The following is a 25,090-nucleotide window of genomic DNA, read 5'->3' as shown; positions in this document are numbered from 1 at the left end:
CGGTGGGCGACCTCACGGGCTCGAACCGGGACTCGGTCGAGGGCCGCGCCCGCGAGGCGCAGGGTGCCGCCGAGAACCTGTACGGCCAAGCCAAGGACACCGCGCGCGATGCGGCCGACCACGTTGCCGAGACAGCCCGCGAGATCGGCGGCAAAGTTCGCGACACCGTCGGCAATCTGATCGGGTCCGGCGATGTCGAGGACCGCGCACGCCGGGCGCAGGGTGCCGCCAGCGATACCTACGAGCGCGCCGAGCGTTCCGTCCGCAGTGCAGGCCGCGAAGCGTACGACCGGGCGGAAGACGCCTACGAGACCGGTGCCCGTTCCCTTCGTCGGAACGGCAACGATGCCGCCAGCCAGATCGCGGAGCACCCCGTTGCCGCCCTCCTGGTKGCCGGCCTCGTCGGCTACGGCCTCRGCCTCCTCATCCACGGCCGCGATTGATCCGCAGAGCCGGCATCGATCGGTCCGACCGCGCCGCGACGGCTCGGTCGGACCGTTGAGTTCCACCCCAGACTGCCCCCTCGAACGACCGAACTTTTCGGACGACCGACGACCCGGAGTACCTGTACGTGTCCACTTCCCCCCTTCTCGCGACCTCGACCACCACGGCCTCKGCCGACACTCGCACCGTTCTGCTGAACCAGGTCTCGTGGGGCGCCATCTTCGCCGGCGCCGTCACCGCCCTGGTGACCCAGGTYATCCTGAACATGGTCGGCGTCGGCGTCGGCYTGTCGAGCGTCGGCCCCGTGGCCGCCGACAATCCCGCCGCTTCCACCCTGTCGATGAGTGCCGGCGTCTGGTTCGTCGGCTCGGGCATCGTCGCAGCGCTGGCCGGCGGCTTCATCGCCGGTCGCCTGTCGGGCAAGCCCGTCACGGGTGCCGCCGGCCTGCACGGCCTCGTCTCGTGGGCCGTGACCACCCTCGTGGTTCTGTACCTGCTGACCTCTGCGGCCGGCGGCCTCATCGGCGGCGCCTTCTCGGGCGTGACCAGCACGCTCGGCGGCGCCGGCTCCCTCGTCGGCGGCACGGTGCAGACAGCGGCCCAGGCTGCCGCGACACCCGTCGAGGCCGGCGATCNGACCACCCTCGTGGTTCTGTACCTGCTGACCTCTGCGGCCGGCGGCCTCATCGGCGGCGCCTTCTCGGGCGTGACCAGCACGCTCGGCGGCGCCGGCTCCCTCGTCGGCGGCACGGTGCAGACAGCGGCCCAGGCTGCCGCGCCGTCGCTGTCGAAGATCTCGAACCCCTTCGACGGGATCGAGCAGTCGGTTCGGAACCAGGCCGCCGGTCAGGACCCGCAGGCCGCCAAGGATGCAGCCGTCGCCGCGATCCGCGCCCTGTTCACCAGTGACCCGGCCCAGAAGGCCCAGGCCGAGAACCGTGCCGCCGACGCGCTGGCCAAGGCTCAGGGCATCCCGGTCGATCAGGCCAAGACGCAGATCCAAGACTACAAGAAGCAGTACGACGAGACCATCGCCACCGCCAAGGTGAAGGCCGAAGCCGCGGCCGTCGCCGCCAAGTCGGCTGCCACCCAGGGCGCCTTCTACGGTGCGCTCGCCCTGATCCTCGGTGCGCTCGCCGGCTTCTTCGGTGGCCGCCTCGGCGCCCCGAAGCTCCACACCCTCGCCGACAGCTACGACGCCCGTCGCGTCTGAGACGATCCCCGGTCGGTCACCGCGACCGGCCGGCCTCCCGTTCATCCTCGAATCGAAGGATCCATCCCATGAGCAGCACCACGGACAAGCTGAAGGGCCTCGCCAACGAGGCGGCCGGCAACGTCAAGCAGGCCGCAGGCAAAGTCACGGGCAACGACAAGCTCGTCGTCGAAGGCAAGGCCCAGGAACTCAAGGGCGAGGCCCAGCGCACCGTCGGCGAGGCCAAGGACGGCGTCGCCTCGCTCGTCGACAAGGTCACCGGCAAGCACTGATCCCATACGGGCGGCCGGTGCACCGACAGGGTCCCGCCGCCCCACCATTCGAACCCAGGAGTACCCATGAACGGTGACCAGTTCCGCGGCGCGTCCCGCCACCTCAAGGGTCGCGCGCAGACCGCCGTCGGCGGCCTCACCGGTGATCCGGCCCGGCAGGTGCGTGGCGCCGTCAACCAGGTGGCCGGCGGTGCGCAATACGCCTACGGCCGCGCCCGCGATCGGGCCGAAGATTACGTCGACGACGGACGGGATCTAGCGCGTGAAGTCCGGAGCCGGGCCGCTCATCTCATCGAGGAGGGACGCGGGGTCGCTCGCGACGCCCGCGAGCGCGGTACGGCCTATGGCCGCCAAGCCGCCCGTTACACCGACGACCATCGCGCCTCCGCCCTGCTCGGCCTTGCCGCCATCGCGTTCGCGGTCGGTTGGCTGTCCCGTTCCAGGCACTGAATTTCGCGCCGTGACGCACCCCAACCCCGGAGACCACCCATGATCCGCAAGCTGCTGACCGCGTTCGTGCTTCCGAAGATCATCGCCTACGTCAGCCGCCGCTTTCGCAGTCGGACCTCCGCTCCGTCGAACCGCCGGGGCTACTGACGTCGATCGATAGGACCAATCCTCACTCGATAGGTAACGACGTTCACATGAGACTGACTCTCGCCTTCGCGACCACCGTCGTCGCCGCTCTGGTCGGGCTACCGGCCCAAGCTTCTCAGGCAACCGCCGCGCCGATCGCAGCGCTCGAGCGAGGCGATCTGCCGACCACGTACGCTCAGTACCGGCGGTTCGGTCCTCGCCACGGTTGGCGCGGTGGACGCGGGTATGGCCGAGGCTACGGCTATCGGCGCGGCTACGGCCATCGGCGTGGTCCGGGCGTCGGCGCTGCGGTGGGGGCGGGCGTAGCCGGCTTGGCCGCGGGCGCCATCATCGGTGGCGCCATCGCCAACGCGCAGGCGCAAGCCGCTCCGGTGGTGGTGCAGGGAGGACCCAATCCCGAGGCCGTCGCAGCCTGCGCTCGCCGCTTTCGTTCCTACGATGCGGCCAGCGGGACCTATCTGGGCAACGACGGCGACCGTCACGCTTGCCCCTGACACGGTCGCGCCCGATCCCAGCCTACATCGGGCCCGCCTTGATGGCGGCCCTGGTCTCGCGACGGCGGGGTTTCCGGAGCCCGATGCTTTCGCGAACGCTGCGCACCGCGGACACGTGCCGGCCCCCAAGGCCTCGGTGTAGATCATCGCATGCCCGAGCCGTGCAAGGCGGACCTCCACGTGGCTCCGCGTGGAACGCCCTCGGACTCAAGGCAAACAGAGAACCTGAAATGAACCTTCGTAAAATGGCCCTGCAGGCACTGACGCTCGCGGGAGCACTCGCCTTGCCCCCATCAGCGGTCGTAGCGCAGGAAGGGCCTGAGATGGAGGCCATGCGCGCGAGTTGTGGCGGTGATTACCTCCGTCTGTGCGCGGGTATGAAACCGGGCGGCCCCGAGGTGAAAGCCTGCTTCAAGCGCAATCGCCCGAACCTGTCGGAGGGATGCTCCCGGGCCATCGCCGCTTATGAACGATCGCATGGCGGCCCGTCCGACGAAGCGGACGACTGAGCCCCACAAGGAGCGATCCAGGGTCCGCACGGGCGCGCCATCACGAACTCCGGCACCGACCAGCGCCGGAGCCTGAACTTACCCGACCCTGTCCGCGCGCCACCGAACGAAGGCAAACCGCCGGGCGGGCGACCCAGGTCATACGGCCGAAGAAACGGGAATCATGACCAAGTTCACCAAGATCATCACCTATCTGGTCGCCACGGCGGCCTTCGCGACGCTGATCCTCGTGGTTCTTCAATCGACGCGGATGCTCGCAAGTTCTTAGGGGCCGCCCATTTACACGTATTCCGGAACCATTGGATCTTCCATGATCCGCTTTGCCGACATGGGAAACCACCGCTTACTCTATCTTTCTATCGTTCGACTGACATTTTGGTGATGGAACGTCGTTTCTGCGTGCTTGTTTCCAGCGTCATCGTCACCTGGAGGCATACATGCGAATCGTGGCATCGGCCTTCTTGGTGTTCCGGGAACGCCGCAGGTCCGATCGTTTTCCGGTCAGCGGATTGCTGCCCGCAACGCCACCGCCGGATCGGCCAAGAAATCAACCGAGCGCTTATCCGAGCGGGCAACGCTATCGATGGGGTGATCCGCCGGCAGTATCTCACGGCTTTGCACCTGCGATCGGCTATGATGCTTACCTCGGCGGTAGTGATCCTCCCCCGGTGGCTCTGCGATCCGCGAAAGCCGTTAAGGTGCTGTGCAGCATATGACCGTAAAAGCGGCGCATGCGTTACGCCCTCGTCGCCCTCCTCGTCGCCTACGCCTCCGCTGCTTCGGCGGGGCCATTCGAATTTCTTGGCGGCATTCCTGATGCGCCCGGGGTGGTGCATGGCGGATCGTTCGGGCTGACCGGACACGACTATTACGGTTCTTCGCAGACGGCCGGCGCCGGTCGTACGGAACAGGCGACCCGGCACGCCAAGGCACGCTTGCGTCATCCCGCCCCGGAGAAGCGGCTGCCCAAGTCCTGACATGAAAAGCCCGCCGCGGATTGCTCCGGGCGGGTGAAGGTTGGGTCTCGTTGGGACTGGAGAACGGCCCAGCATCCGCGGGGTTCCACCCTACCCGGTTTTCATCCCGAAGCGCTGGACCAGCCCCCTCTCGCTCCAAAGGTCGGTGCAGACATCCGCGCCGGGCTCGGTCACGATCCGGATCGCCTCCTCGTCGCTGTCCGCCTGGATGTCTCGCACATGGATGATGCACCCGTCGTTGTGGCGGGTGATGGCACGGTAGGATCGCAGCGGGCGACGGTGATGTCCCGCGGCGAAAGACTTGGTTCTCGACAATACGGTCTCCCTGCCGCGCCATCGCGAGGTGATGGGAGGTACGAGCAGCAGGCCCCGGGAGTTTCACGCAACACCGAATGACCCACCGCCGAAGCCGGACGGTTCGAGGCCGGGCTCTAAATGCGGAGTGCTATTTCGGGCATTCGATCGGGGGTCGGCGATCGCATGGGTTGCTCTCGTCACGCCGTCGTCTCGACGTTCGGACCAACAATCCCGCAAACCCCGCGCGTCGGATGCATCCGTACGTCGCATCGCCCGTCTCGCGGTGCTCTCACCGTCGGTCTTCGGAGGGACCTGCTCATCCACGACGACGGCACCCCAAGGAGGGGCGCTGGATCGTGGCGATCAGCGAGCGCGAAGCCCGGCGGGCGGTTCAACCTGCACCGTAGCCACCCTCCTCGTTCGTCGGGTGGCGGCTCGGTGAATGATCGTCGTATCCGCCCGTCTCCGGGCCCGGATCATCCGCCGGCGCGACGTGCCCTGGCGATGTCGGTCCGGCTTCCGCCGGGTCCTCGGTGATCCTGGGCTCGACCAGGGATTTTCCCTTTGCGGGTATGTCGAGGCCGGCTGGCGGTGTCTTGTCTTGAGAGACCATTGCGCTCTTCCCAAAATCCGTTCTCGGAAGTGAATCGTGGGCGGTGTGACCCGGTTCCGCGTCATGCCCCATGCGTCGGGGAAGCATCCTCGACGGCCTCCCGTGCCGGCCAGCAGGGTTCTCCTCGACAACGACCGGCTTGCGGCTATCCTGTGGGGATGCGTTCCACCTCGGCCGCCTTCGCTCTGCTTCTTGTCGCCGGCAGCGCCTTCGGGCAGCCGATGCCGACGGTGCGTGACCTGCTCGCCGCCGAAACCAAGGCGACGCAAGGCTGTGAAGGAAGCGGCGATCCTGCGGCGATCCGCGAGCAGTGCGTGCTGCGCGACCGTCTGAGTGGTCGCCTGGCCCAGGCCGGCTATTGCTGGGGCAGGAAGGGACAGACCGACGCGAAGAAGGCGTGGCACCCGTGCGGGCCGGATTCGATCTACGTCGACGACGTCGAGGCGGTGCGCCGCTGACATGGAGAGCCCCACCTCGACGAAGCCCACTTGGCGAACGGCTGTCGTCCGCCTGTTGGCCCTCGCGGCCCGTCCCGTACGCAAGGCGCAGGGGCGGGGCGGAACGGTCGTCGAGGCTTACCGCGGCTACGGAACGAGCCGGGAGATCTTCCTGATCGGCCGCGTGTTCCGGCAATCGCACCCCGATCGAACGGCGAACGGCGACGATCTCCGGGCGAGCTTGCGTGACATCGCGCGCCGCATCCGCCGTCGAAAGATCGCCGGGGCCACCGTGACGGCACGCTTCGGCGGGGCGGAGGTTCGCGTCGCGACCGACCGGGACGGGTACTTTCGTGTCCACCTCCGCCCATGCGAGGCACTTCCCGGCGGGATCGCCTGGCATCCCGTCGCACTCACCCTCGAGGCCGATCCACCGGTGATCGCACAGGGGCAGGTCTACATCCCGCCGACGGGGTGCCGGTTCGTCGTCATCAGCGATATCGACGACACCATCATGCACACGGGCGTCGCCAACAAGTTCAAGATGCTCTGGCGCCTCTTCGTGGCCGACGCCGAGAACCGCGTGGCGTTTCCGGGCGCCGCCGCCCTCTGTCGCGCGTTCCACGACGGCGCGAGCGGCCATGAGGCCAACCCGATGCTCTACGTGTCCCGGGCGCCATGGGGCATCTACGAAATGCTGGGCGAGTTCTTCCGCCAGCATGCGATCCCCGTGGGACCGGTGCTGTTCCTGCGGGAATGGGGGCTGTCCTGGCGGCATCCCCTGCCGCGGAAGGCCGAGCATCACAAGCGCGAGCTCATCGGCCACATGCTGGCACTCTACCGCGACCTGCCCGTCGTCCTGCTCGGCGACAGCGGTCAACACGACCCGGAGGTCTACGCGCAGGTCGTGGCGGATCACCCGGGGCGTGTGCTCGCCGTCTACATCCGCAACGTCTCGCGCGGCGAGAGCCGCATCGTCGAGATCGAGCGCCTCGCCGTCGCGGTCAGTGCCGCCGGAAGCAGCCTCGTCCTCGCAGCCGACAGTGCCGTCATGGCCGATCATGCGATCGGTCTCGGCCTGATTGCGCCCGAGAGCGGTGGAGCAGTGTCCTCCGAGCGTGAAACCGCGAGCGATACCGAAACCGGGACCCACCGCGTCGGCGGATCAGGACCCGCGAACATCACGCAAACGGTCGCCGATGGGCATCTGAGAAGCATCCTCGGGTCCGGGTCCGACATCCCGCCGAACATCGTCGTCGAACCGGCGGATCGGAACGGCCGGAGCACGCGTCAGGATCCGGGCTGATCGCGCACGCAGCGTTCGACACGATCCAGGACCCGGCCTCGGCGGTTCCGATGCAGTGTCTTACGCACCTCCGAGGGCTAACGCTGAAGGTGGCGACCGAGGATAAACCGGCGAGACGTTTCCCGGTCCTGGACGGTAATGGCTCGCTCTACAGTGGGCGACCCCGTCTTTCAGTGCGGAAAAACCACGCCCTACCGTCGATAAACAAAAGCTCGATTGAGCTCTGCGGCAGTCGCCGTGGGGTTTGATACTGCGTTGGCGCGCCTACGGGGAGTCGAACCCCGCTCTGATCCTTGAAAGGGACCTGTCCTAACCGATAGACGATAGGCGCTTTGGTTCACCAATACCAGTTTTCTACGTTCGCACAGCCGGGCAGTCAACCGCCTGTACGGGCCGAGAAGCATCCTTCGTTGACAGGCCTCGGATGCCTACCATGCCTGACCCTCGCAACCACGTACTTGGTAGGCTGGTAGGGGACTAGAGGCGTCCTGGACCGCTAGACGAAGGGCGCTGGTCGGAGCGAGGCCTCTATAGGCGGGATCGGAGGCGGGGGCAACGGGCGTTTCCGGACAAGTTTGCCGCTTGACGAAAACGCCGGTGGCCGGTTTGTCGCGCAGGACAGCGGCGGGCGTTCCCCGGCCCCGCCCGGCACGAGCGGACAGCCCCCATGACCACGCGACGCGACGGCCCGCCGAACCGGCAGGCGAGACGGCCCGGCCCCGGCGGCGACCGCTTCCGCCCCCGCCCGGCAGGGCCGGAGGGCGACCACGTGGTGCTCTACGGCTGGCATCCGGTTGCCCAGGCGCTGGCCAACGAGGGCCGGCGCCTGCACCGGCTCCTCGCCACGGAGAACGCCATGCTGCGCCTCACCGAGGAGATCGGGCAGCTTCGCATCGATCCCGAGCTGGTGCGTCCGAGCGCCATCAATGCGCTTCTCGGGGCCGATGCCGTGCACCAGGGCCTCTATCTCGAAGCCGATCCGCTGCCGGGCCCGGACCTCGAAGACCTGCCCGACGATGCCCTGCTGCTGGCGCTGGATCAGATCACCGATCCGCACAATGTCGGGGCCATCGTCCGTACGGCCGCCGCCTTCGGGGTCGCCGGCATCATCACCACGGCCCGGCACTCGCCGACCGCCACCGGCGTCCTCGCCAAATCGGCGTCGGGTGGCCTCGAGCACGTGCCCCTGGTCATCGTCCGCAATCTGTCGGAGGCGCTCATCGATCTCGGCGAGCGCGGCTTCACCCGCATCGGCCTCGATTCCGAGGCCGGGACCGATCTCGACACCATCGCTGCCAAGCGTCCGGCGGTGATCGTGCTGGGTGCCGAGGGCAAGGGCCTGCGCCAGCGGACCCGCGACAATTGCGACGTGCTCGCGCGGATCCCGTTCCGGGGAGAGATCCGCAGCATCAACGTCTCGAACGCCGCGGCCATCACCCTCTACGCCCTCAGCGTCGGACGCTGAGGCGAGCCCTTCAGCGCCAGAACGGCTTGAGATCGACGAGATCGGCATGGGCGTCCGCCGCCTTGGCGAGCAGGGCTTTGGTCTCGGCCTCGTTGTCCCCCGCCGTGAGGCCGGCGGCGAACAGCGTCTCGGCCGGGACCCCATCGCCCGCGGTGGCGAGGCTCGACAACACCTCGTGGGCGGTCGCCATGTCGTTCAGGGCCCCGAGATGGTCCTGGAGATCCGACACCGCCGAGACGAAGGCCTTGTGGCGCTTGTGCGCTTTCTTGTCCGTGTACAAGCTGGCGAAGAACTCGGCGCCGTAGCGCAACTTCTTACCCTCGATGCGCACCCGATGGCGCGCCTCAGGGTCGAGACGTTCGAGGCGGCGGCCGCGCTTGCGGATGCGGCGGCGGATCCGGTCGAGGATGTCGGCGGCGAAATCCTCCGCCGGGGCATCGCGGGCGGGCGTCCCACCCTCCGCGGGTCCTTGCGTTCGCCACGCCCCCGTCTCGATCCAGGCGGCGACATCGAGGATCAGGCTGCGCCAGGCCGGCGATTCGAGGGTGGCGATCACGGCATCGTGCGCTCGATCGCGCTCGGCTTCGAGGCGGGTGCGCAGATCCTGGAGGCCGGCCTCTTCGGGGCGCTTCTGGAGTTCCGCCGGCAAGGTCGTTTCCAGGAAGACATCGAGATTGCGAGCCCGGCCGAACGGCTCCGTCACGCGCTTGATCTCGTCCCGCAGGTGCGCGGCGGCGGGATCGCTCGTCAGGATCGGCTTGAACAGGGTCAGGGCCGATCGCAGACGCCGGAGCGCCACGCGGATCTGGTGCAAACCTTCCGGGTGGCGTCCGTGCAGGAACACGTCCTCGTTCAGGCGCAGGTGATGCAGGCAGGCCTGGGCGACGGCCCGGAACGCCCCGCCGGCCGTGGCGTCGGGTTCGAGGCGGACGGGACTGGCCTTGCTGGACTTGCGCAACGTCCCGTCGATGAGGCGCCAGCCACGGGCGCTCTTGCTGAGGGCACCGAGGCGCAGAGGAATGGTCTCGGCCAAGGCCTGGGCGAGGCCGAACAGGTCGCCAGGGCTGCCCTCGTCGAGTTCGAGTTCGACTTCGCAGAGCGGTACGGCGCCCTCGGCCGTCTCGATGCGCCCCTGATCGAGGGTCACGGAGATGAGCGAGGCGCCGTGGACCACGAGACGGGTCGTACGATCCACCACGCTGGTGAAGACCGGCACGAGGGCGGGATCGGCCGCGTCGCCCAGGAGGGCCGGGACGGGCGTCTCGGCGAACGCCTCGGCGTCCGGCACCTCCCCGAAGATCTCGGCCTCCCATTCCGCCCGGTCGAACAGGCCCACGCTCGCGGAAGCGGCTTTGACGGTCTGGATGCGGCGGTCGCCCTCGCGGCGCACGCGAAGGGTCAGTCCGCCCTTGCGCAGGTCGCCCTTTGCCGTGTCGAAGTAGGTCGAGCTGAGAACCACCGCCTCCGGCGTCCCGTCCGCCCGCAACAGGGGATGGTTCGCGAGCGCGGCGAGGTCGGCGACCCCGCATTCCAGCTTCAACTCGATCTCGCGCGGCGTGGCCATGGTTCGTCCTGTTGTCGCGGTCGGGTCTGAGGGAACGGCCGACTTGCGCGATCTCAAAGCCGTCGCCCGGCATCCGTTCCCCCGGGGCAGAGCGGGCCTCGGGGTTCCTGTATGCGACAGGCGGCGCCGTCGACGCGAGCCGAACACGCACGATTTTTCGTTCGCGCGCGCCACTTTGTAGTGTAGCGGAGGGGAATTCGCGCCGGCCTGCGGGCAGCCGGGCGCCGAAGTTTTGAGTTTGGGAATGACGCGGGACCGGATCAGGGCCGATCGCCTCCTGGTCGAGCGTGGCCATTTCGAGAGCCGGGCGCGGGCGCAGGGCGCCATCGCGGCCGGTCTGGTGCGGGCCGATGGCCGGGTGGTGGCGCGGCCTTCCGACCTGATCGCGCCGGGCGCGCGGATCGAGGCGCAGGCCCCGCATCCCTTCGTCTCCCGCGGCGGGCTCAAGCTCGTGGCGGCCCTCGACGCCTTCGGGTTCGATCCCGCCGGCCTGACCTGCCTCGATATCGGCGCCTCGACGGGCGGCTTCACCGATGCGCTCCTCGGGCGCGGGGCCGCCCATGTCTACGCCGTCGATGTCGGCCACGATCAGTTGCATGCCTCGCTGCGCACGCATCCCCGGGTCACGAGCCTGGAGGGGCACGACGCGCGTGCCCTCGACCGGACGACGATCCCGGTGGCCCCGATGATCGTCGCCATCGACGTGAGCTTCATCTCCCTCAGGCTGGTGGTGCCCGCCGTCGCGGCCCTCATGGGGGAGGGGGCGGCCCTGGCCGCCCTGGTCAAACCGCAATTCGAGGCGGGCCGAGACCGGATCGGACGCGGCGGCATCGTCCGCGACGCGGCCGTGCACGAAGCGGTCTGCGCCGAGATCCACACCTTCATCGCGGGCGCGGGCTTCACCGGCCTCGACCTGATCCCGTCGCCCGTCACCGGCGGCGACGGCAATCGCGAGTTCCTCATCGGAGCGCGCCGGAAAGCAGTTCCATGACCGATTCCCCCGACATCGTCACCATCGCCAAACTCGGTGCGCGTGGCGACGGGATGGCGACCGACGGAGCGGCCGTCGCCTACGCCCTGCCGGGCGAGCGCGTCGCCATCCGGCGCGAAGGCGGTCGCGGTCAACTCGTCTCCGTCGAGACCGCCTCGCCGGACCGGATCGACCCGTTCTGCCCGTATTTCGGAACCTGCGGCGGCTGCGCCGTCCAGCATTGGGCGCCCGAGCCCTATGCCGCCTGGAAGCGGGCCCTCGTCGGCCAGGCCCTGTCGCAGGCCGGCCTCGATGCCGATCCGGGGGCGCTGCAGGACGCCCACGGCGAGGGCCGCCGACGCCTGACGCTGCATGTCCGGGCCGGGGAGGCGGGGGCCAGGGCGGGCCTGATGGCGGCTCGCAGCCACGACCTCGTGGCCATCGACCATTGCCCGATCACCGTGGAAGCGCTCCACCGGGCCCCCACGGTGGCGACAGCCCTCAGCGCGCCCCTCGGGCACGGGCGAAAACCCCTCGATGTCGCCTTCACCTCGACCGATGCCGGGCTCGACGTCGACATCCGGGGCCACGGCCCCGTGGCCGAAGGGGTAAGGGCCGTCCTCGTGCGTCTCGCGGACGACCTCGACCTCGCGCGCCTGTCCCTGCACGGCGAGATCCTCGTCGAGCGCCGCCTACCCGTGATCGAGACCGACGGCATTCGCCTCAGCCCGCCGCCGGGCGGCTTCCTCCAGGCGACGCAGGCCGGCGAGTCGGCCCTCACGGCCCTGGTGCTCGCCGCCCTCGACAAGAAGACGAAGCGCGTCGTCGATCTCTTCGCCGGCAGCGGACCGTTCAGCCTCGCGCTGGCCAAACGCTGCGATGTCCATGCCGTCGAGGGTGAAGCCGCGGCGCTGGCGAGCCTCGACCGGGCCGTGCGCGCGACGCCGTCCCTGCGCCGGGTGACGACGGAGCGGCGCGACCTGTTCCGGCGCCCCCTCCTGCCGATCGAGCTCGACCTCTACGACGCCGTGGTGTTCGATCCGCCCCGGGCCGGCGCCCAGGCGCAGGCGGCGCGCATCGCCGAAAGCAAGGTCCCCCTGGTGGTAGGCGTCGCCTGCGATGCCGGAACCTTCGCGCGCGATGCCGCCACCCTGGTGGCGGGCGGCTACCGGCTGGAGAGCGTGACGCCCGTGGACCAGTTCAAGTATTCGAGCCACGTCGAGGTGGTGGGTGTGTTCCGTCGAACGGTGGTGCGCCGCCGGCGGGCATCCCTCGCGTGAGCCCGCTCGACAAGTGCCGGCCTTCCCCTAGCTGAGAAGCCATGCGCACCTCCCTGATGCTCCTCGGCCTATCCCTCGCCCTTGCGACACCGGCGCGGGCGGATCGCTGCGGCGATCTCATCGATCGCGTGACGGCGGCGACGCAGGCGACCCTCGTCCGGCGCACCGTCGATTTCGCGGAATTCTCGGCGGGGGAGGGCATCGGCCTGACCCTGGCCTGTGGCGACCTCTCGGCCGTAGGTGCCCAATTCAAGGGGGCGACCCTGCCGACGGGCTACTTCCCGCTGTTCGGACGGGCCGGGCAGGCGGTCAACGGCCTTCCCGCCGACACCCTCGCGGAGGCCGGGCGCACGGCGCGGACCAGTGCGGAAACCAAGCGCCACAGCAAGGTCGACGCGGGCAGGGCCCTGGTCACGTGCTCGGTCGCGAATTCCGGCAGCGATCTGGTGACGATCTGCGCGGCCATCGACAAGGACGACCGGACCTGAGGCGGGCCGGTCCCGATGCGGTCATGACCGCATGGCAAAGACCATGTAACCGGAATAGGTAACGGCCGCAGCCATCCAGAGCCAGATTGTGGTGTCCATGCCGCAACGTTAAGACCATGCTGCAGTGCAGTCGATCGGGCGGGTTGCCGCTGCGTCACCACCCAGCGCGTCGCGGTAGGTCCTTGTTAACCATAGGGTGGCGATCGTCCGCCCTCACAGCCGCCGACGGGGAGCCGATGCGCCGTTCGATCCTCGCCCGCTTCACCCTCCTGGCGACCGGAAGCATCGGTCTCGTCGCGGCGATCCCGCCTGCGGCCGCGCAGGAAGCGCTCGACGCCCGGGAGCAGGCGCCGCTGCTTCTCCGGATCCGACCGCCCGGCGAGGCGCCGCGCCATCTCGGCGCGGGATCGGGACCGATGACGGACGAGGAGGTCCGACAGGCCCGGGCCCGCAACGAGGCAGTATGGGCGCGGGCCGATCAGCGCGCCCGTATCGCCATCGCGTCGGTCTGCACCGGCTGCCTCGCCCCGGTTCGCCCGCCCGCCGCACCACCTTCTCCGACCCCCGTCGAGGCAACCCCGGCTCCCGTCGCGGCGGCCCCGGCCACGTCTTCCCCCTTCGCACAGACAGGTGCTCCATGACGCAATCCCATCCCACCAGCGGTCCCGTCGCGGATCCGGCCTGCCCGGTCTCCCTCGACCTTCTCGGCGAGGTCTATCGGGCCGACGCCGACGATCTGCCCGAACTGCTCGCCACAATCGCCGAACCGACACGCTCCAAGCTCGCCGTCTACCTCTACGGCAAGAGCCACATGCACCAGCTCGGCCTGACCGTGGCCCGGGCCTGCGAGCGCGAGGATCTCGTGCGCGTCGCCGGCGAGATCGGCTCCGTGGTCTACGGCCAGTCACGCATGAAGCCGGCGCGTCCGGCCGTCCCAACGGAGGCCGCCCCCGCGCCCGCCCGCAAGATCAGCCTCGCCGGATCGCCCCCGAAGAAGATCAGCCTCGGCGGCTCCGCCGCGAAGGGCCGTTCGTTCGACTGAAACCCGGAGCGGCTCTCGCCGCCGAAGACTTGACTGGGGTGGGTGGCATGTTCGGCGCTTGGTGGAAACTCGGTCTCGACGCGACCCTGCTGGCGATGGAATCCCAGCAGGTGATCGGCCTTCGGCTGGCCAAGCTCGCTGCGGGTGGGAATTCCGCTCAGGTGGAAGCGCATCGCATGGTCAGCGAGAAGATCACGGCCGCGAACGAGGCGGCGCTGCTGCTGGCTCGCGGTGGTTCGACGGCCAAGGTGATGGCCGGGTATCGGCGGAAGGTCCGGGCCAATGCCCGGCGCTTGGCCAAGGGGTGAGGCGCGCCGCACGGTTAACCCGGCGTTAACCGTGCCCTTTCATCGTTCTCGTCGAATCCACGAGGAGAACGCGATGCATCCTTTCGAGCAGCAGGTGCGCGAGCGCGCCTACTTCATCTGGGAGGGCGAGGGCCGGGTTTACGGCCACGCCACCGATCATTGGCTCCGGGCGGAGCGTGAACTCGTCGCCGACAGGCCCGTCCAGGTTCGTCCGGTTGCCGCCGAGATCAGCCTCGCTCCGAGCCCCGCCCGCGCCCTGAAGCCCAAGACCGGCACCCGCAGCGCCGCCGCCAAGGCAGTCGAGACGGCAAAGCCGGCGAAGGCCCCCGCCGCCAAGGTCGCCAAGGCACCCGGCAAGGAGACCGCTTCGACCAAACCGGCTTCCACCAAGACGGCAGCGACGAAGACGGCCTCCGCCAAGGCCGCGGCCGCTCGGACCACCGCCCCGAAGACCACCACGTCCAAGGTGGCCGCGGCCCGCTCCAAGGCGTTCAGCGCCGAAACCAGCGTGGTCATGCACTAACGACGCGTCTTCATGTCGGCATCGGCCCGTGCCGAGAACCGGCCCCCATTCCCGACATCCTCGAAGCCCGCTGCCCGACCAGGGTGGCGGGCTTCGCCGTTTCACCGACTCGGGAACACCGGGATCAAGCGTGGCGTTGAGCCCTCGAACGATCCTTGGCCGGGCTCCAGGCCACGGCCCGGCATGCGAGGTCGATCATGAAGGCTCTGCTGTCCACCCTCGTCGCCGCGGCGATCGTCGTCCCGGTGGCGGCGCAGGCGACGCCGTATGGCTACGGCACCGCCCCGATCCCCGGCGAGGTCGAAACCGTGGCGGGCGTCGGCGGTCGCGCGCCGTGGAGCCGGCCCTACGAATACGACTCGGGCAGCGACAACGACCGTCGTCCCGAGCTGCCCTACTATCAGCAGGGCCGTGGCCAGCAGACCGGGGGGCCGGCCCGCAACCTCCTGCCGGATGACGGCCTGCACATCGTCCCGCGCTGAAACGGTCGATCTTCGCGTCGCGACGGAACGTCGGCCCACGCCAGCCGTTCGGCTGCATCGACGGCTCGGCCGGCGCGTCCCGCTCGGATGCGCGCCCTGCCGATCGTTTGAGGGCAGAATAGATGGCGTCGGCGGTCAAGGCGGTGATCTTCGATATCGACGGGACGCTTCTCGATAGCGTCGATCTCCACGCCCAGGCCTGGGTCGAAGCGTTCGCCCATTTCGGCATCGAGACGGAGCACGCGAAGGTCCGAGCCCAGATCGGCAAGGGCGGCGATCAGCTTCTCCCGATGTTCGTCGATCGGAACCGGGTGAAGCGCGAGGGCGAAGCCATGGAGGCCTATCGGTCCGACCTGTTCAAGCGCGCGTTCCTCGACAAGGTCCGGCCGTTTCCGGGCGTCCGCCCATTGTTCGAGCGGATCAGGGCCGAAGGTCAGACCATCGCGCTGGCGTCGTCGGGAAAGGCGGACGAAGTGGCGCATTACAAGGATCTGCTCGGGATTGCCGATCTCGTTTCCGTCACCACCACCTCCGACGACGCCGAACGCTCGAAGCCGTTTCCGGACATCTTCGCGTCGGCGCTCGCCAAGCTCGCTCCCCTGAACGCCTGGCAGAGCATGGTGGTGGGCGACACGGCCTACGATGTTCAGGCCGCCGCAAAGGCCGGCCTGCCCACCATCGGCGTCCTGTGCGGTGGTGTCTCCGAGGCCGAGCTACGCGCGTCGGGCTGCATCGCCGTCGCATCCGATCCGCAGGACCTCTGCGATCGCTACGCCGAATCGCCCCTTGCGCGGTGAGGCGGGCGGACGGGGTTCGCGTGCTTTCCCACACATGGATATCCACGGATTTCACGCGTGTACGGGTGTGCGCGCCTGAAATTCCATGCCGGCTATGGATAGGCGGCAAAAAGGGGGTGGCGCCGCACCGCATCATGGCGTAGCGAGCCGCGCGGGATTAGCCTGATCACAGCGACGGATTCGTGGACCCATGCTCCAGTCGGCCCTTTCGAGCGAGACCACCCAATTTCCCTGCGAGCAAACGCCGCTGCAGGACCTCATCGCTGCGGCGGTCGAGGATCGTTCGACGCCCATCAGCCGCCTCCTGCGTCTGATGTCCGCCCTCGACGCCGACGCGACGGCGAACCAGAATCTGCGTCATCAGCTCCGCGCCCGCATCGGTGCCCCCTTGAGCGCCTGATCGATTCGATCCGGGTCCGCGCCATTCTGCGGCGCGGCCGAGCCGTCCCGGATACAGTCCACTCCTAGCGTCTGCGATCACGCACGCGCCGCGTGGCGGCGGATTGCAGGCGCCGCATGCACGACATGTAGATCTGGCGGCCGATGGCGTAGAGACCGAGTCCCTTCGGGTCCGGCGTCACGAACACCTTCGCCCGGGCCTCGTTGCGACACGCCGCATCCTGCGGGCTCTGGATCGGCGTGGACGCCCCCTGGGCGAGGGCTGGATGACCCGATCCGGCAAATCCGCCGAGAATGGCCGCAGCCATCACGATCCCTGCAACACGCCCGCCGATCCTGATCATTGTGAGGTTCCCCCGTCGTTCGGAACGAGCGTAGCAGAACCTTGGCCGCAACCGAGTGCGGATCACCGAAACCGCAGGATCAGGGCATCACCCAGGCGCATCGACCCGCGTCCGAAAGGGTCAGGCATTCGAACGGCGCCCCACCGATCATCGCCCTCTGCTCGGCCGCCCCCACCTTGTCGCGCGCGACGAGGCGGCAGCCGGAATGCCGGGGGAGGCGCGTGACGGCCGCCGCATGGTCGGTGCCGCCATCGCCCATCAACAGACGGAGCCCGACCAGGGTCTCGCAGGCGACGACCGGCTGTGCGGGCTCGGACACGGCCCGTGCGCTTCCCGTGAGAACCAGCATCAGGGCGCCCATGGCTCCGAGGATTCGTCTCATCGCGGTGCCTTGTCCTGTGTTCCCTTGTCCATCGTGGTCTTGTCCATCGTAGTCTTGCCGGATGCGGCCTTGCCGGTCTCGGATTGGGTCCGGCGGCCCGGACGCGTCGGCTCGGCCGGTGCGACGGACCCGGCGATGGTCCATTGGCACACGCTGGTTCCGCGCACCGTGACGCAGTCGTAGGCGTGTCCGTTGAGGGCGGCATGATCCGCGAGGGCCACCACGGTCTCGCGCCCGAGGATCGCGCACCCGAGGTGATCGGCCTTGTCGTCGGAGAGATGGGCGGCCGCCTTCGCCGGATCGTTGGCGGTCTGCCGCAACAGAATGCGCAAATTCGCGAGCGAGGCGCAGCCGATGACGGCCGGCGCCGCGGGGGCCGCGACGGGGGCGGGCGCCGCAACGGCGGCCGAGCACAGCAGGAGCATCGAAAGGGCGAACCGCATGACCAACGGCGTATCATGGGCGCGGCGCGGGCGGAACATCGGGATCAGGGCCGCCGAAGCTTGCCGAAGCGCTTCACCGCGCGCTCCCGGCGCAGCCGCGACAGACGGTCGATCCAGAAGATGCCGTCGAGCTGGTCGACCTCGTGCTGGAGGCAGGCGGCGCGGAACCCGGCCGCGCTCTCCTCCTGCTCGGCTCCGTCGAGGTCCCGGTAGCGAAGGCGGACCTGGGTCGCACGATCGACCAGATCGGTGACGCCCGGCATCGAGACGCTGCCCTCCATCTGCGGCGCGCGCTCGGGCGAAGCCCAGACGATCTCGGGATTCACGTAGGTGGTCGCGGGATCGTCGGGCTCCAGTCGAACCACCATCACCCGTTGCGCGCGTCCGAGATGGGGCAGCGTGAGACCGAGCGCCGACACGGCCTTCAGAGCTTCGAACAGATCGGCGGCGGCACTGCGCAGGGAATCGTCGAAGGCGCGGACCGGTTCGGCGGGCAGGCGCAGGCGTGGGTCCGGGTAGAACAGGAGGGATCGAGCGGGCACGGCGCGACTCCGGTGCGAGAAGGGGTGCAGGCAGGGCTGATCTCACCTGCCCTCGACGTAGGGATGAGCCGGTGTGATGGCGCGGCCCTTGCGGCGGTATCCGAACGTCACCGCTTCGGACGGTGACGGGGCAACGATGAGGATACCGAATGGCGCGCACCCGGCACGATGCAAAAGCTCCGACGACGAACGGCGCCCGGCGCGGCGCCCACGAGTACGGCGAGGTGATCCTCCTCAGCCTGACCAGCGTGCTCGGGCTGCTCTGGGCCATCGTGCTGGTGACGCATTTCCACGCGCCCTTGAGCGGGTTCGGGCAGTCGCTCTGGCTGATGCGCTAGCGCCGGCGAGCGACTCCGCCGGTCAGTACTCCCACTCGGCCCCAACGCCGACGGCGGTACGGCCGTCGCTGCCGGCTTCACCCTGGATCTTGATGCGGCGCGTCACGTCGTAATCGACGGTGGCCGCCGTGTCGGCCGGCTTGGCACCGGCCTTCACGCCGACGCTGAGCCGGTCGCTGAGATAGCGAGAGGCACCGACGGCCGGCCCGCCGCTCGCCCCCGTCGAGATGTCCAGGCTGTCGAGGCCGAGCCCCTTGCGAGCCTGCTCGAACACATCGACGCCGCCGGCGCCCCCCGAGAACTGGGCCACGGCCTGGGCGAGTTGCAGGGCCTGGAACGGCGACAGGCCGCCGGACGCCTTCTTGAACAGCAGGCGCGACAGCACCTCGTCCTGCGGCAGGGTCGGGTCCGAAGTGATGGCGAAGACCGGCTGGCTCGCGGGGCCCGTCACGGCAATGCGGGCGGTGATCTCGGCGGCCTTGGTCTCGGCCAGGAAATCCAGATCCGGCTGCGCGATCTCGCCGCCGAAGGTCAGGCGTCCCCGGGTGAAATCGAGGCGCTGGCCGACGACGCTGAGACGGCCGCGCCGCATCTCGAAATCGCCCGTCGCGACGGGGTCGCGCGAGGATCCGGTGAGGCGCAGCGCCCCGCCGAGCTCGGCATCAATGCCGCGTCCCCGCACGAAGATGCGGTTGGGCGCGTTCACCGCCACATCGAGGGTGGCGTCGAAGGGGGGGGCGGCCTTGCCCCGCCGGCGTCCGGCCGCAGCGACGGCGGCCTTGCGGTCGGCACGGGCGGCGAGGCGGGCACGGACATCCGGCGGGGTGTTGACGTGGCGTACCCCCTCCAAGGGCTTCACGCTCGCGGGCAGGCGATCCGGCACCGTGACATCGACGGAGACGAGATCGACGCGGCCGGACACCTTCGGGGTCCTGGCGAGGGGACCGGTGAGGGCGAGGTTGAGGCTCGCCACCGCCGTCATCAGCGGGCTGGAGACGAGTTCGGCCCGTTCGGCATTGAGGCGCAGGCTGCCGGGAAAGCCCGCCGCAGGCTGGAGGGCGACGCGTCCATCGGCCCGCAACGTGCCGCCGTTGCGGGTCAGGGCGGTCAGGCGCTCGACCACCAGGGTGTCGCCGCGTCCGGTGACGCGGCCCTCGATGTTGGTGAGCCGGATGCCCTGGAGCGGGTCGGTGAAGGACCCGCCCGTGAGCGTCGCGGTGCCGTCCGCGCGGGGGGCCGCGAGGGTGCCGGACACCCCGGCATCGAGGGCGACGCGACCCGTGACGCGCTGACCGCCGACGCTGAGCATCGAATTGGCGAGGGCGGCCTCCAGGGTGCCGCGGAGCTTCAGCGCGATGGCCTCGCCGGCCGCCACCGGGACAGACCCCGAGACGGTCATCTCGGCGCCGCGCCCGGCCGAGACGCGCCCCTCGATGCCGGCGCGCCCGTCCGAGAGGGTCCCGCTCGCCTTGGCGTCGATCGGAGGCAGGCCGGCCTTGCGGGTCTCGGGCGTCACGAGGCGGGACAGGGTCAGGGCGTAGTGTCCCTCCGGCCGCTGCGACGTGCCCCGGAGATCCGCTTCGCCGTCGAGGGTGCCGGTGAGGGCGAGGCTCGGGGCTGCGATGCGCGCCATGGCGAGCGGTACGGCGCGGAGGCCGAGCTTGAGGTCCAGGCGCGATCCGGCCTGGCCCGACAGGCTGACCCGACCCGACCCGGCGGCGATCACGAGGTTGTCGATGAGCGCGCCGCCGTTCGCGAGGGTGATGGTTGCGGGCCCGGCGAGGGCGAGACGGTCGCCGCCGCGCGTGGCCGAGAAGCGGGCGAGTTCGATCCGGGTCCGATCGGCGGGGACGAGGCGCGCGGCGCCGTCGAGGTCGAAGCCGCGCGCCTTCGCCGTCAAGGTGATGTCGCTGGCGCTCGGAGTTCCGACGGCCGCGAGGCGCACGGTGTCGAGGGTCTCGCCGGAGACCACCACCCGGTCGGCGTCGACCCGGCCGTCGACGACGGGGCGGGCGCGAAGGTCACGGCCCGTGAGGTCGGCATCGAGGCGGGCGAGGCCGACGGTGCCCGCCCGGAGCGACGCGGCCTTGGCACGGATCGCGGCATCCTGGCGGCCACCGATGCGCGACAGGCTCACGGCGGCCTCGAGGCTTCCGCCGAGGGCGGTGAGGGCCAGGGGCGAGAGGTCGTCGAGGTTCGCCGCCGTCACGCTGAGGTTTCCTTCCGTGAGAAAGGAGCGCGCATCGACGGTGGCCCTGCCGGTGACTGAAACGGAGCCGAGGCTGAAGGCGAGGCGGTCGAGGGACCAGTCCTGGGGGAGACGGGCGAGGTGGGCGTCGCCGCGCAGGGCCTTTCCGGCGACGTCGCCGTTCAGCTTCACGGTTCCGTCCAGGGCGCCGGTGAGGTCGCGGAGCGTCGCCTCCAGGCGCAGGTCGCGGATGGGCCGCCCCTGTGCGCGCAGATCGTCCCCCGTGACCGTCGCGGTGAGGTCGGGCTTCTCCAGGGTGCCGGTCAGCCGGCCGTCGAGAAGCGCCCGGCCGGACAGGTTGGCATCGACGACGGAGAGGTCCTTGAGATCGACCAGGAGCTTGGCGTCGGCCAGGCGGGCGGTGGCGCGGCCGTCGAGGCGCGCCACCATCTCGGCGCCCTCCAGGCGTGCGCCGTCGAAGCTGTAGCCGTCGTAGACCTGGGCGAGGCGGCCGGTGAACCGTGGGGTGCGGCCGAGCAGGCCGTCGAGGGCCGGCACCGAGAGGGCGAGGCGATCGGCCCGGACATCGACATCGGCGGTCACGGCCTTGCGGGCGGGGTCGCCGCCGAGCTTGGCCTGCGCGGTCAGGCTCCCGGCGAGGGAGCGGCCGGCGACCTCGGAGAACGCGGCGAGATCGGAGAGCGTCGCATCGACGGTCCCCGTCAGGGTGTTCTGGCCGACACTGCCCGCATACGTCGCGCGCGCGGTCGGTCCGTCGATCTCGAACCGGGCGACGTCGACGATCCCGCTGGGCTGGAGCGTGCCGCGGAACACGAGGGCGGCGCGCGCTCCGATGGCGCGGCGCAGGGCCGGGTCGGCGAGGGACAGGCCCTCGACCTTCGCGTCGGCGCTGAGGGCGAAGCGCGTCGCCGCGGCATCCGGCCCCGTCGGCGCCATGGCGACGGTTGCGTCGATCCGGTCGAGGGCGTTGCCATCGGCGCGCAGGCCGGCGGCCTTCAGCACGCCGTTGACGGCCGGACGGGCGATCGGCCCCTTGAGGCTGCCGTCGAACACGAGGGTGTCGAGTTCGGCGTCCCCCGCCTTTGTAGTGCCCCCCTCCGTCGGCACGGCGCGCGCCGCGATGATGAAATCCGCGATGCGGTCGGGGGTCAGGGACCCGCGCGCTTCGAGGCGCGCCGTGCGCGAGGTGAGATCGAGCCGGTCGATGCCGAAGGCGCCGCTGTCGGAGAAGCGCAGGCCCCCTTCGAGCTTCGTCGTGCCGGAGAACACGGCGGCGGCCGGGCCGGGCAGCAGACCCTCGATGCGCGAGGCGAGGTCCAGGGCGAGGCGCCGGTCGGTGCCGATGCGCGAGATCCGGGCCGTACCCTTGGCACCGAGGTCCGGTCCGGCATCGAAGTCCAGGCGGGCGTTCCACGAATCGAGGGTCCCGCGCCCGTCGAGGTCGAGGTTGATCGCCGGATGACCGGGGAGGTTGGCGCCCTTCGAGAGCAGCCCGCCCGCCGGCTCGATCAGGGTGGTCTTGAGTTCCAGGGTCTCGCCCTTGGGCACGAACAGCAACCGGGCCGTGAAATCGCCGGCCGCGTCGAGGCGGTGAACCTTCAAATCGAGATCGAGCCCCTCGGACGGGGCGCCGAGCTTGGCCCGTCCGTCGGCGGCGAGGCGCGCCGGCTGGCCGGCCAACGCCTCGCCGAGCACGAGTTCGGCGAGCTTGAACGCCTTCACCTCGACCTTCACCGGCAGGTCGGGCAGCAGCGAGCCGTCCGGCTCCGGCTTGGCCGAGATGGGAGCGGGCAGGGGGCGGCGCAGAACCTCGAGGCGGCCGACCTCGAGGCTGTCGATCTCGAGGCGGCCCGAGAACAGGGCGAGGCGCCGCCAGACCAAGCGCGCCTTGTCGAGCTTCAGCCAGGCGCCGTTGGCGTCGCTGATGACGACATCGCGGATGGTGGCGTCGGAGGACAGGGCGCCGTCGACGGCACCGATCGCGACCTGCGAGCCGGGGGTGGAGAGCGCCTTCGAGAGCAGGCCGCCGAGGACGGATTTTTCGGCTTCGTCCGCGTGGGTCGGAACCGCGGGACCGAGAGTCACGACGGCCACCACCACCAGGACGGCGCGGACCGGTGCTTTTCCGCCGCGCGCGGAATGGGCCGTCGGACGGCCGCGGACTCCCCCGAAAAATCCCATCAGAACGATTGTCCCAGGCTGATGTAGAGGGCCACGGGGCGCTCGCGGTTGCCCTTGATGCGGTCCAGGGGGAAGGCGACGTCGACGCGGATCGGGCCGATACCGGTGTAGTAGCGCAAGCCGAGCCCCGCCGCGTAGCGGATGCGCTCCTCGAAGTCGGGAACGCTCGACGCGAAGGCGGTGCCGGCATCGAAGAACGGCACCACGCCGATGGTGTCGGTGACCTTGATCCGGGCCTCGAACGAGGCCTCCAACAGGCTGCGGCCGCCGATCGGCAGGTTGAACGGACCGCGCGGGCCGAGCGTCCGGTAGGGGAAGCCGCGCACGGAGCCGCCGCCGCCGGCGAAGAACCGGATGTTGGCGGGAATCTCGTCGAGGTTCGCGCCCGAGATCGAGCCGAAACCGATGCGGCCGGCGAGGATGTAGCGGGCCTCGTCGTCGAGCGCGTAGTAGGTCGAGCCCTGCGCCTTCGCCACGAAGATCGACGGGTCCGAGCCGAGGAAGCCCGCATAGGGCGTCGCCGACGCGATCACGCGAAACCCCTTCGTCGGGTCGAGGAGGTTGTCGGTGGAATCGTAGTTCACCGAGACCGGCACGCCGACGAGGCGGTAGTCGACCTTGCCGAGGGCGTCCTGCGAGCGGCCGGCCTGCCCGTCGATGCCGACCTGGGCGAAGAACGCGTCGGAGAAGCGGTGGCGGATGCCGACGGTGCCGCCGGCCGCGTCGCTGACGTACGATTGCTGCGCCTCGCGGCCGACGAACAGGTTGGCGACGAGGTCGTTGCGGGTGCCCCACAGGGCCGGCTTGACGAAGGTCGCCGAGAGGCGACCGCCGAGGCCGTTGGAATCGATGCCCGCGAGCTTGCGCTGCGTCGCGTAGAGGTCGTTGCCGAGGTAGTAGACGTCGGCGTCGAGCCGCAGGGTCTCGCCGCCACCGAAGAGGTTGCGGTTGGCGTAGTAGGCACGGATGCCCGGACCGTCGACGGTGGAGTAGCGGGCCGCCACACCGATGAGATTGTGGTCGCGCTCGGTCACGTCCACGAAGATCGGCAGGTTGCCGGCGGGATCGAGGGCCTCGCCCTCGCGCACCCGGATCGAGCCCAGGGCCTCGACCTTGGCCACCGACCGGCGGATGTCGGCGATGGCCTTGGGCGAGTAGGGATCGCCCGGCTCGGCATAGATGAACGAGCGCACCACCGCCGGATCGAGGCCCGTGGTGCCCCGCACCGCGACCTCCCCGAGGCCCGCGATGGGACCCGGATCGATGGTGAACCCCACATCCATGACGTGGGCCGTGTCGTCGACCACGGGATCGCGCGAGACCGCCTTGGCGAAGGGGTGACCCAGCGCCCGGAAGCGATCGACGATCTTCGCTTCGCGGGCGAGCACCGTCGCGGAACGCGCCGGCACGTCGCTGTCCACACGGGTGAAACGGGGCGGCAGCACCTCCTCGGGAAAAGACCTGCCGGAGGGATCGCGGGCGCCGACGGTGCGCAGGGTGTAGAGCGGACCGGCCGTGACGGAGATCCGAACCGGCACGAGGGCGCGGGCGCGGGAGCCCTCCGCGGCACCGGCCGCGGCGGCGACGCTCGACTCGCCCGTCAGCGTGACCCCATCGATGCGGATCTGCACCGTGCCCTGATAGTAGCCGTAGCCCGAGAGCACGTCGGCGAGGCGGCGCTGGTCGGCCTCGGCCCGGCGCACCAACCCCTCGCCGTCGGGCGGTGCGTCCTGGCGCAGGCGATAGAGGGTCGAGGTGTCCTGCAGTGCCCGCAGAACGTCGTCGTCGTCGATCCCCTGGAACTTGACCGTGTAGGGCAGGGCACCGGCGCTCGGAACCGGGGGCTCCTCTTCGGATCCGAACAGGCCGAACAGATCGAACGCGGCCGCCGGCCGCGCCGCGATCCCACCGCCGGCGAGTCCGAGCAGAACGGGCAAGGCAGCATACGCCAGCGCGCGCGCAACGGCGGGACGCGAACCGGACCAGACGATTCTCACGAACGGCACATCCCGTTCCGTCTTCCGGTTCGTCCTGCCATGTCGATCGTTTCCCGGACTGGTCTCGGACCGGTCCTGTTCGCTGCCGTCATCCCGCCCCCGCTTCGATGCCGGTCCATACTAACCGTGTCGATCCGTCTCCGCGCGGTTAAACAGGCGCGACATGGCCGTCTCCGC

27 protein-coding genes, 1 tRNA gene and 2 pseudogenes are annotated in these 25,090 nt (G+C 69.9%); 22 read left to right on the top strand and 8 right to left on the bottom strand.

Annotated features, from left to right (window positions below; translation table 11 throughout):
• The 10 genes and pseudogenes from ASG60_RS21650 to ASG60_RS21610 all read left to right on the top strand — a co-directional run.
• Positions 1-443: CsbD family protein (locus ASG60_RS21650; protein ID WP_244476743.1), on the top strand; the 443-nt coding region annotated here is incomplete at its 5' end.
• Positions 444-634: 191 nt separating this feature from the next.
• Positions 635-1,079: pseudogene (locus ASG60_RS23680) on the top strand (PhnA-like protein); the annotation flags it as partial.
• 1 nt (position 1,080) lies between these two features.
• Positions 1,081-1,657 (top strand): annotated as a pseudogene (locus tag ASG60_RS23675) (PhnA-like protein); the annotation flags it as partial.
• A 68-nt stretch (positions 1,658-1,725) separates the two neighbouring features.
• Positions 1,726-1,929: a CsbD family protein gene (locus ASG60_RS21640; RefSeq protein ID WP_056174681.1), complete on the top strand. Its 204-nt coding sequence runs from the start codon at positions 1,726-1,728 to the stop codon at positions 1,927-1,929.
• A gap of 66 nt (positions 1,930-1,995) precedes the next feature.
• Positions 1,996-2,379 carry a CsbD family protein gene (locus ASG60_RS21635; RefSeq protein ID WP_056261673.1) on the top strand — a complete coding sequence of 128 codons (384 nt, stop codon included), beginning with the start codon at positions 1,996-1,998 and terminating at the stop codon, positions 2,377-2,379.
• Positions 2,380-2,573: 194 nt separating this feature from the next.
• Positions 2,574-3,020, top strand: a complete 447-nt coding sequence (locus tag ASG60_RS21630; protein WP_056387862.1) for a BA14K family protein — start codon at positions 2,574-2,576, stop codon at positions 3,018-3,020.
• A gap of 230 nt (positions 3,021-3,250) precedes the next feature.
• The gene (locus tag ASG60_RS21625; protein WP_082478809.1) at positions 3,251-3,529 is read left to right on the top strand and encodes a hypothetical protein; all 279 of its coding nucleotides are present in this window, start codon (positions 3,251-3,253) and stop codon (positions 3,527-3,529) included.
• A 731-nt stretch (positions 3,530-4,260) separates the two neighbouring features.
• Positions 4,261-4,506, top strand: coding sequence for a hypothetical protein (locus ASG60_RS21620; protein WP_056261676.1), 246 nt, complete (start codon positions 4,261-4,263; stop codon positions 4,504-4,506).
• 1,068 nt (positions 4,507-5,574) lie between these two features.
• The gene (locus ASG60_RS21615) at positions 5,575-5,874 is read left to right on the top strand and encodes a hypothetical protein (RefSeq protein WP_056303426.1); all 300 of its coding nucleotides are present in this window, start codon (positions 5,575-5,577) and stop codon (positions 5,872-5,874) included.
• A gap of 1 nt (position 5,875) precedes the next feature.
• Positions 5,876-7,159 (top strand): phosphatase domain-containing protein, encoded by a 1,284-nt coding sequence (locus ASG60_RS21610; protein WP_056387859.1) that lies wholly within the window; start codon positions 5,876-5,878, stop codon positions 7,157-7,159.
• Between the two features lie 256 nt (positions 7,160-7,415).
• Here ASG60_RS21610 and ASG60_RS21605 read toward each other — a convergent pair.
• Positions 7,416-7,490, bottom strand: a tRNA-Glu gene (locus ASG60_RS21605).
• A gap of 336 nt (positions 7,491-7,826) precedes the next feature.
• Here ASG60_RS21605 and rlmB point away from each other — a divergent pair.
• Complete coding sequence (gene rlmB / locus ASG60_RS21600; RefSeq protein WP_056174693.1) at positions 7,827-8,624, top strand: 23S rRNA (guanosine(2251)-2'-O)-methyltransferase RlmB; 798 nt, start codon at positions 7,827-7,829, stop codon at positions 8,622-8,624.
• Between the two features lie 10 nt (positions 8,625-8,634).
• On the opposite strand, the gene ASG60_RS21595 is transcribed toward rlmB, so the two are convergent.
• Positions 8,635-10,188 carry a CYTH and CHAD domain-containing protein gene (locus ASG60_RS21595; RefSeq protein ID WP_056357974.1) on the bottom strand — a complete coding sequence of 518 codons (1,554 nt, stop codon included), beginning with the start codon at positions 10,186-10,188 and terminating at the stop codon, positions 8,635-8,637.
• Between the two features lie 244 nt (positions 10,189-10,432).
• Between ASG60_RS21595 and ASG60_RS21590 the strand changes: the two genes are divergently transcribed.
• The 10 genes from ASG60_RS21590 to ASG60_RS21545 all read left to right on the top strand — a co-directional run bounded on the left by ASG60_RS21590 (position 10,433) and on the right by ASG60_RS21545 (position 16,478).
• Positions 10,433-11,179, top strand: coding sequence for a TlyA family RNA methyltransferase (locus ASG60_RS21590; RefSeq protein WP_056303433.1), 747 nt, complete (start codon positions 10,433-10,435; stop codon positions 11,177-11,179).
• Entirely contained in the window at positions 11,176-12,438 is a 1,263-nt protein-coding gene (locus tag ASG60_RS21585; protein ID WP_056303435.1) for a methyltransferase, read from the top strand. Before ASG60_RS21590 ends, ASG60_RS21585 begins: the two co-directional genes overlap by 4 nt.
• A 41-nt stretch (positions 12,439-12,479) precedes the next feature.
• On the top strand, positions 12,480-12,926 hold the full coding sequence (locus ASG60_RS21580; RefSeq protein WP_056174701.1) for a hypothetical protein: 447 nt from the start codon (positions 12,480-12,482) through the stop codon (positions 12,924-12,926).
• Between the two features lie 236 nt (positions 12,927-13,162).
• Complete coding sequence (locus ASG60_RS21575) at positions 13,163-13,567, top strand: hypothetical protein (RefSeq protein ID WP_056174703.1); 405 nt, start codon at positions 13,163-13,165, stop codon at positions 13,565-13,567.
• Positions 13,564-13,968, top strand: coding sequence for a hypothetical protein (locus tag ASG60_RS21570; RefSeq protein WP_056174705.1), 405 nt, complete (start codon positions 13,564-13,566; stop codon positions 13,966-13,968). Before ASG60_RS21575 ends, ASG60_RS21570 begins: the two co-directional genes overlap by 4 nt.
• A 47-nt stretch (positions 13,969-14,015) precedes the next feature.
• A complete protein-coding gene (locus ASG60_RS21565; protein ID WP_056174707.1) occupies positions 14,016-14,276 on the top strand; it encodes a hypothetical protein in 261 nt (86 codons plus the stop codon).
• 73 nt (positions 14,277-14,349) lie between these two features.
• Positions 14,350-14,799, top strand: coding sequence for a DUF2934 domain-containing protein (locus ASG60_RS21560; protein WP_056261696.1), 450 nt, complete (start codon positions 14,350-14,352; stop codon positions 14,797-14,799).
• 197 nt (positions 14,800-14,996) lie between these two features.
• Positions 14,997-15,281, top strand: a complete 285-nt coding sequence (locus ASG60_RS21555) for a hypothetical protein (protein WP_056175060.1) — start codon at positions 14,997-14,999, stop codon at positions 15,279-15,281.
• A gap of 122 nt (positions 15,282-15,403) precedes the next feature.
• Positions 15,404-16,078, top strand: coding sequence for an HAD family hydrolase (locus ASG60_RS21550; RefSeq protein WP_056387856.1), 675 nt, complete (start codon positions 15,404-15,406; stop codon positions 16,076-16,078).
• 190 nt (positions 16,079-16,268) lie between these two features.
• Complete coding sequence (locus ASG60_RS21545) at positions 16,269-16,478, top strand: hypothetical protein (protein ID WP_056174713.1); 210 nt, start codon at positions 16,269-16,271, stop codon at positions 16,476-16,478.
• A 64-nt stretch (positions 16,479-16,542) separates the two neighbouring features.
• On the opposite strand, the gene ASG60_RS21540 is transcribed toward ASG60_RS21545, so the two are convergent.
• The 4 genes from ASG60_RS21540 to ASG60_RS21525 all read right to left on the bottom strand — a co-directional run bounded on the left by ASG60_RS21540 (position 16,543) and on the right by ASG60_RS21525 (position 18,188).
• On the bottom strand, positions 16,543-16,785 hold the full coding sequence (locus ASG60_RS21540) for a hypothetical protein (RefSeq protein WP_200947692.1): 243 nt from the start codon (positions 16,783-16,785) through the stop codon (positions 16,543-16,545).
• Between the two features lie 115 nt (positions 16,786-16,900).
• Entirely contained in the window at positions 16,901-17,203 is a 303-nt protein-coding gene (locus ASG60_RS21535; protein ID WP_056387848.1) for a hypothetical protein, read from the bottom strand.
• Positions 17,200-17,646, bottom strand: coding sequence for a hypothetical protein (locus tag ASG60_RS23240; protein WP_200947691.1), 447 nt, complete (start codon positions 17,644-17,646; stop codon positions 17,200-17,202). The genes ASG60_RS21535 and ASG60_RS23240 overlap by 4 nt, the downstream gene beginning before the upstream one ends.
• Before the next feature lie 44 nt (positions 17,647-17,690).
• Entirely contained in the window at positions 17,691-18,188 is a 498-nt protein-coding gene (locus ASG60_RS21525; protein ID WP_056387846.1) for a peptide deformylase, read from the bottom strand.
• Between the two features lie 149 nt (positions 18,189-18,337).
• Here ASG60_RS21525 and ASG60_RS21520 point away from each other — a divergent pair, with 149 nt between their 5' ends.
• The gene (locus tag ASG60_RS21520; protein ID WP_056303448.1) at positions 18,338-18,526 is read left to right on the top strand and encodes a hypothetical protein; all 189 of its coding nucleotides are present in this window, start codon (positions 18,338-18,340) and stop codon (positions 18,524-18,526) included.
• A 22-nt stretch (positions 18,527-18,548) separates the two neighbouring features.
• Here ASG60_RS21520 and ASG60_RS21515 read toward each other — a convergent pair whose 3' ends face one another.
• Both ASG60_RS21515 and ASG60_RS21510 read right to left on the bottom strand, forming a co-directional pair.
• A complete protein-coding gene (locus tag ASG60_RS21515; RefSeq protein ID WP_082531864.1) occupies positions 18,549-22,916 on the bottom strand; it encodes a translocation/assembly module TamB domain-containing protein in 4,368 nt (1,455 codons plus the stop codon).
• Entirely contained in the window at positions 22,916-24,853 is a 1,938-nt protein-coding gene (locus ASG60_RS21510; RefSeq protein WP_244474194.1) for an autotransporter assembly complex family protein, read from the bottom strand. Before ASG60_RS21510 ends, ASG60_RS21515 begins: the two co-directional genes overlap by 1 nt.
• Positions 24,854-25,090 lie beyond the last annotated feature (237 nt).

Source organism: Methylobacterium sp. Leaf469, from assembly GCF_001424745.1.
Lineage (GTDB): Bacteria > Pseudomonadota > Alphaproteobacteria > Rhizobiales > Beijerinckiaceae > Methylobacterium.
This window is presented reverse-complemented; position numbering and strand designations above follow the sequence as displayed.

Bases quoted from the DNA above. Each gene is read 5' to 3' on its own strand.
- ASG60_RS21640 (WP_056174681.1), top strand. From the start codon at position 1,726: ATGAGCAGCACCACGGACAAGCTGAAGGGCCTCGCCAACGAGGCGGCC.
- ASG60_RS21635 (WP_056261673.1), top strand. From the start codon at position 1,996: ATGAACGGTGACCAGTTCCGCGGCGCGTCCCGCCACCTCAAGGGTCGC.
- ASG60_RS21630 (WP_056387862.1), top strand. From the start codon at position 2,574: ATGAGACTGACTCTCGCCTTCGCGACCACCGTCGTCGCCGCTCTGGTC.
- ASG60_RS21625 (WP_082478809.1), top strand. From the start codon at position 3,251: ATGAACCTTCGTAAAATGGCCCTGCAGGCACTGACGCTCGCGGGAGCA.
- ASG60_RS21620 (WP_056261676.1), top strand. From the start codon at position 4,261: ATGCGTTACGCCCTCGTCGCCCTCCTCGTCGCCTACGCCTCCGCTGCT.
- ASG60_RS21615 (WP_056303426.1), top strand. From the start codon at position 5,575: ATGCGTTCCACCTCGGCCGCCTTCGCTCTGCTTCTTGTCGCCGGCAGC.
- ASG60_RS21610 (WP_056387859.1), top strand. From the start codon at position 5,876: ATGGAGAGCCCCACCTCGACGAAGCCCACTTGGCGAACGGCTGTCGTC.
- rlmB (WP_056174693.1), top strand. From the start codon at position 7,827: ATGACCACGCGACGCGACGGCCCGCCGAACCGGCAGGCGAGACGGCCC.
- ASG60_RS21595 (WP_056357974.1), bottom strand. From the start codon at position 10,188: ATGGCCACGCCGCGCGAGATCGAGTTGAAGCTGGAATGCGGGGTCGCC.
- ASG60_RS21590 (WP_056303433.1), top strand. From the start codon at position 10,433: ATGACGCGGGACCGGATCAGGGCCGATCGCCTCCTGGTCGAGCGTGGC.
- ASG60_RS21585 (WP_056303435.1), top strand. From the start codon at position 11,176: ATGACCGATTCCCCCGACATCGTCACCATCGCCAAACTCGGTGCGCGT.
- ASG60_RS21580 (WP_056174701.1), top strand. From the start codon at position 12,480: ATGCGCACCTCCCTGATGCTCCTCGGCCTATCCCTCGCCCTTGCGACA.
- ASG60_RS21575 (WP_056174703.1), top strand. From the start codon at position 13,163: ATGCGCCGTTCGATCCTCGCCCGCTTCACCCTCCTGGCGACCGGAAGC.
- ASG60_RS21570 (WP_056174705.1), top strand. From the start codon at position 13,564: ATGACGCAATCCCATCCCACCAGCGGTCCCGTCGCGGATCCGGCCTGC.
- ASG60_RS21565 (WP_056174707.1), top strand. From the start codon at position 14,016: ATGTTCGGCGCTTGGTGGAAACTCGGTCTCGACGCGACCCTGCTGGCG.
- ASG60_RS21560 (WP_056261696.1), top strand. From the start codon at position 14,350: ATGCATCCTTTCGAGCAGCAGGTGCGCGAGCGCGCCTACTTCATCTGG.
- ASG60_RS21555 (WP_056175060.1), top strand. From the start codon at position 14,997: ATGAAGGCTCTGCTGTCCACCCTCGTCGCCGCGGCGATCGTCGTCCCG.
- ASG60_RS21550 (WP_056387856.1), top strand. From the start codon at position 15,404: ATGGCGTCGGCGGTCAAGGCGGTGATCTTCGATATCGACGGGACGCTT.
- ASG60_RS21545 (WP_056174713.1), top strand. From the start codon at position 16,269: ATGCTCCAGTCGGCCCTTTCGAGCGAGACCACCCAATTTCCCTGCGAG.
- ASG60_RS21540 (WP_200947692.1), bottom strand. From the start codon at position 16,785: ATGGCTGCGGCCATTCTCGGCGGATTTGCCGGATCGGGTCATCCAGCC.
- ASG60_RS21535 (WP_056387848.1), bottom strand. From the start codon at position 17,203: ATGAGACGAATCCTCGGAGCCATGGGCGCCCTGATGCTGGTTCTCACG.
- ASG60_RS23240 (WP_200947691.1), bottom strand. From the start codon at position 17,646: ATGCGGTTCGCCCTTTCGATGCTCCTGCTGTGCTCGGCCGCCGTTGCG.
- ASG60_RS21520 (WP_056303448.1), top strand. From the start codon at position 18,338: ATGGCGCGCACCCGGCACGATGCAAAAGCTCCGACGACGAACGGCGCC.
- ASG60_RS21515 (WP_082531864.1), bottom strand. From the start codon at position 22,916: ATGGGATTTTTCGGGGGAGTCCGCGGCCGTCCGACGGCCCATTCCGCG.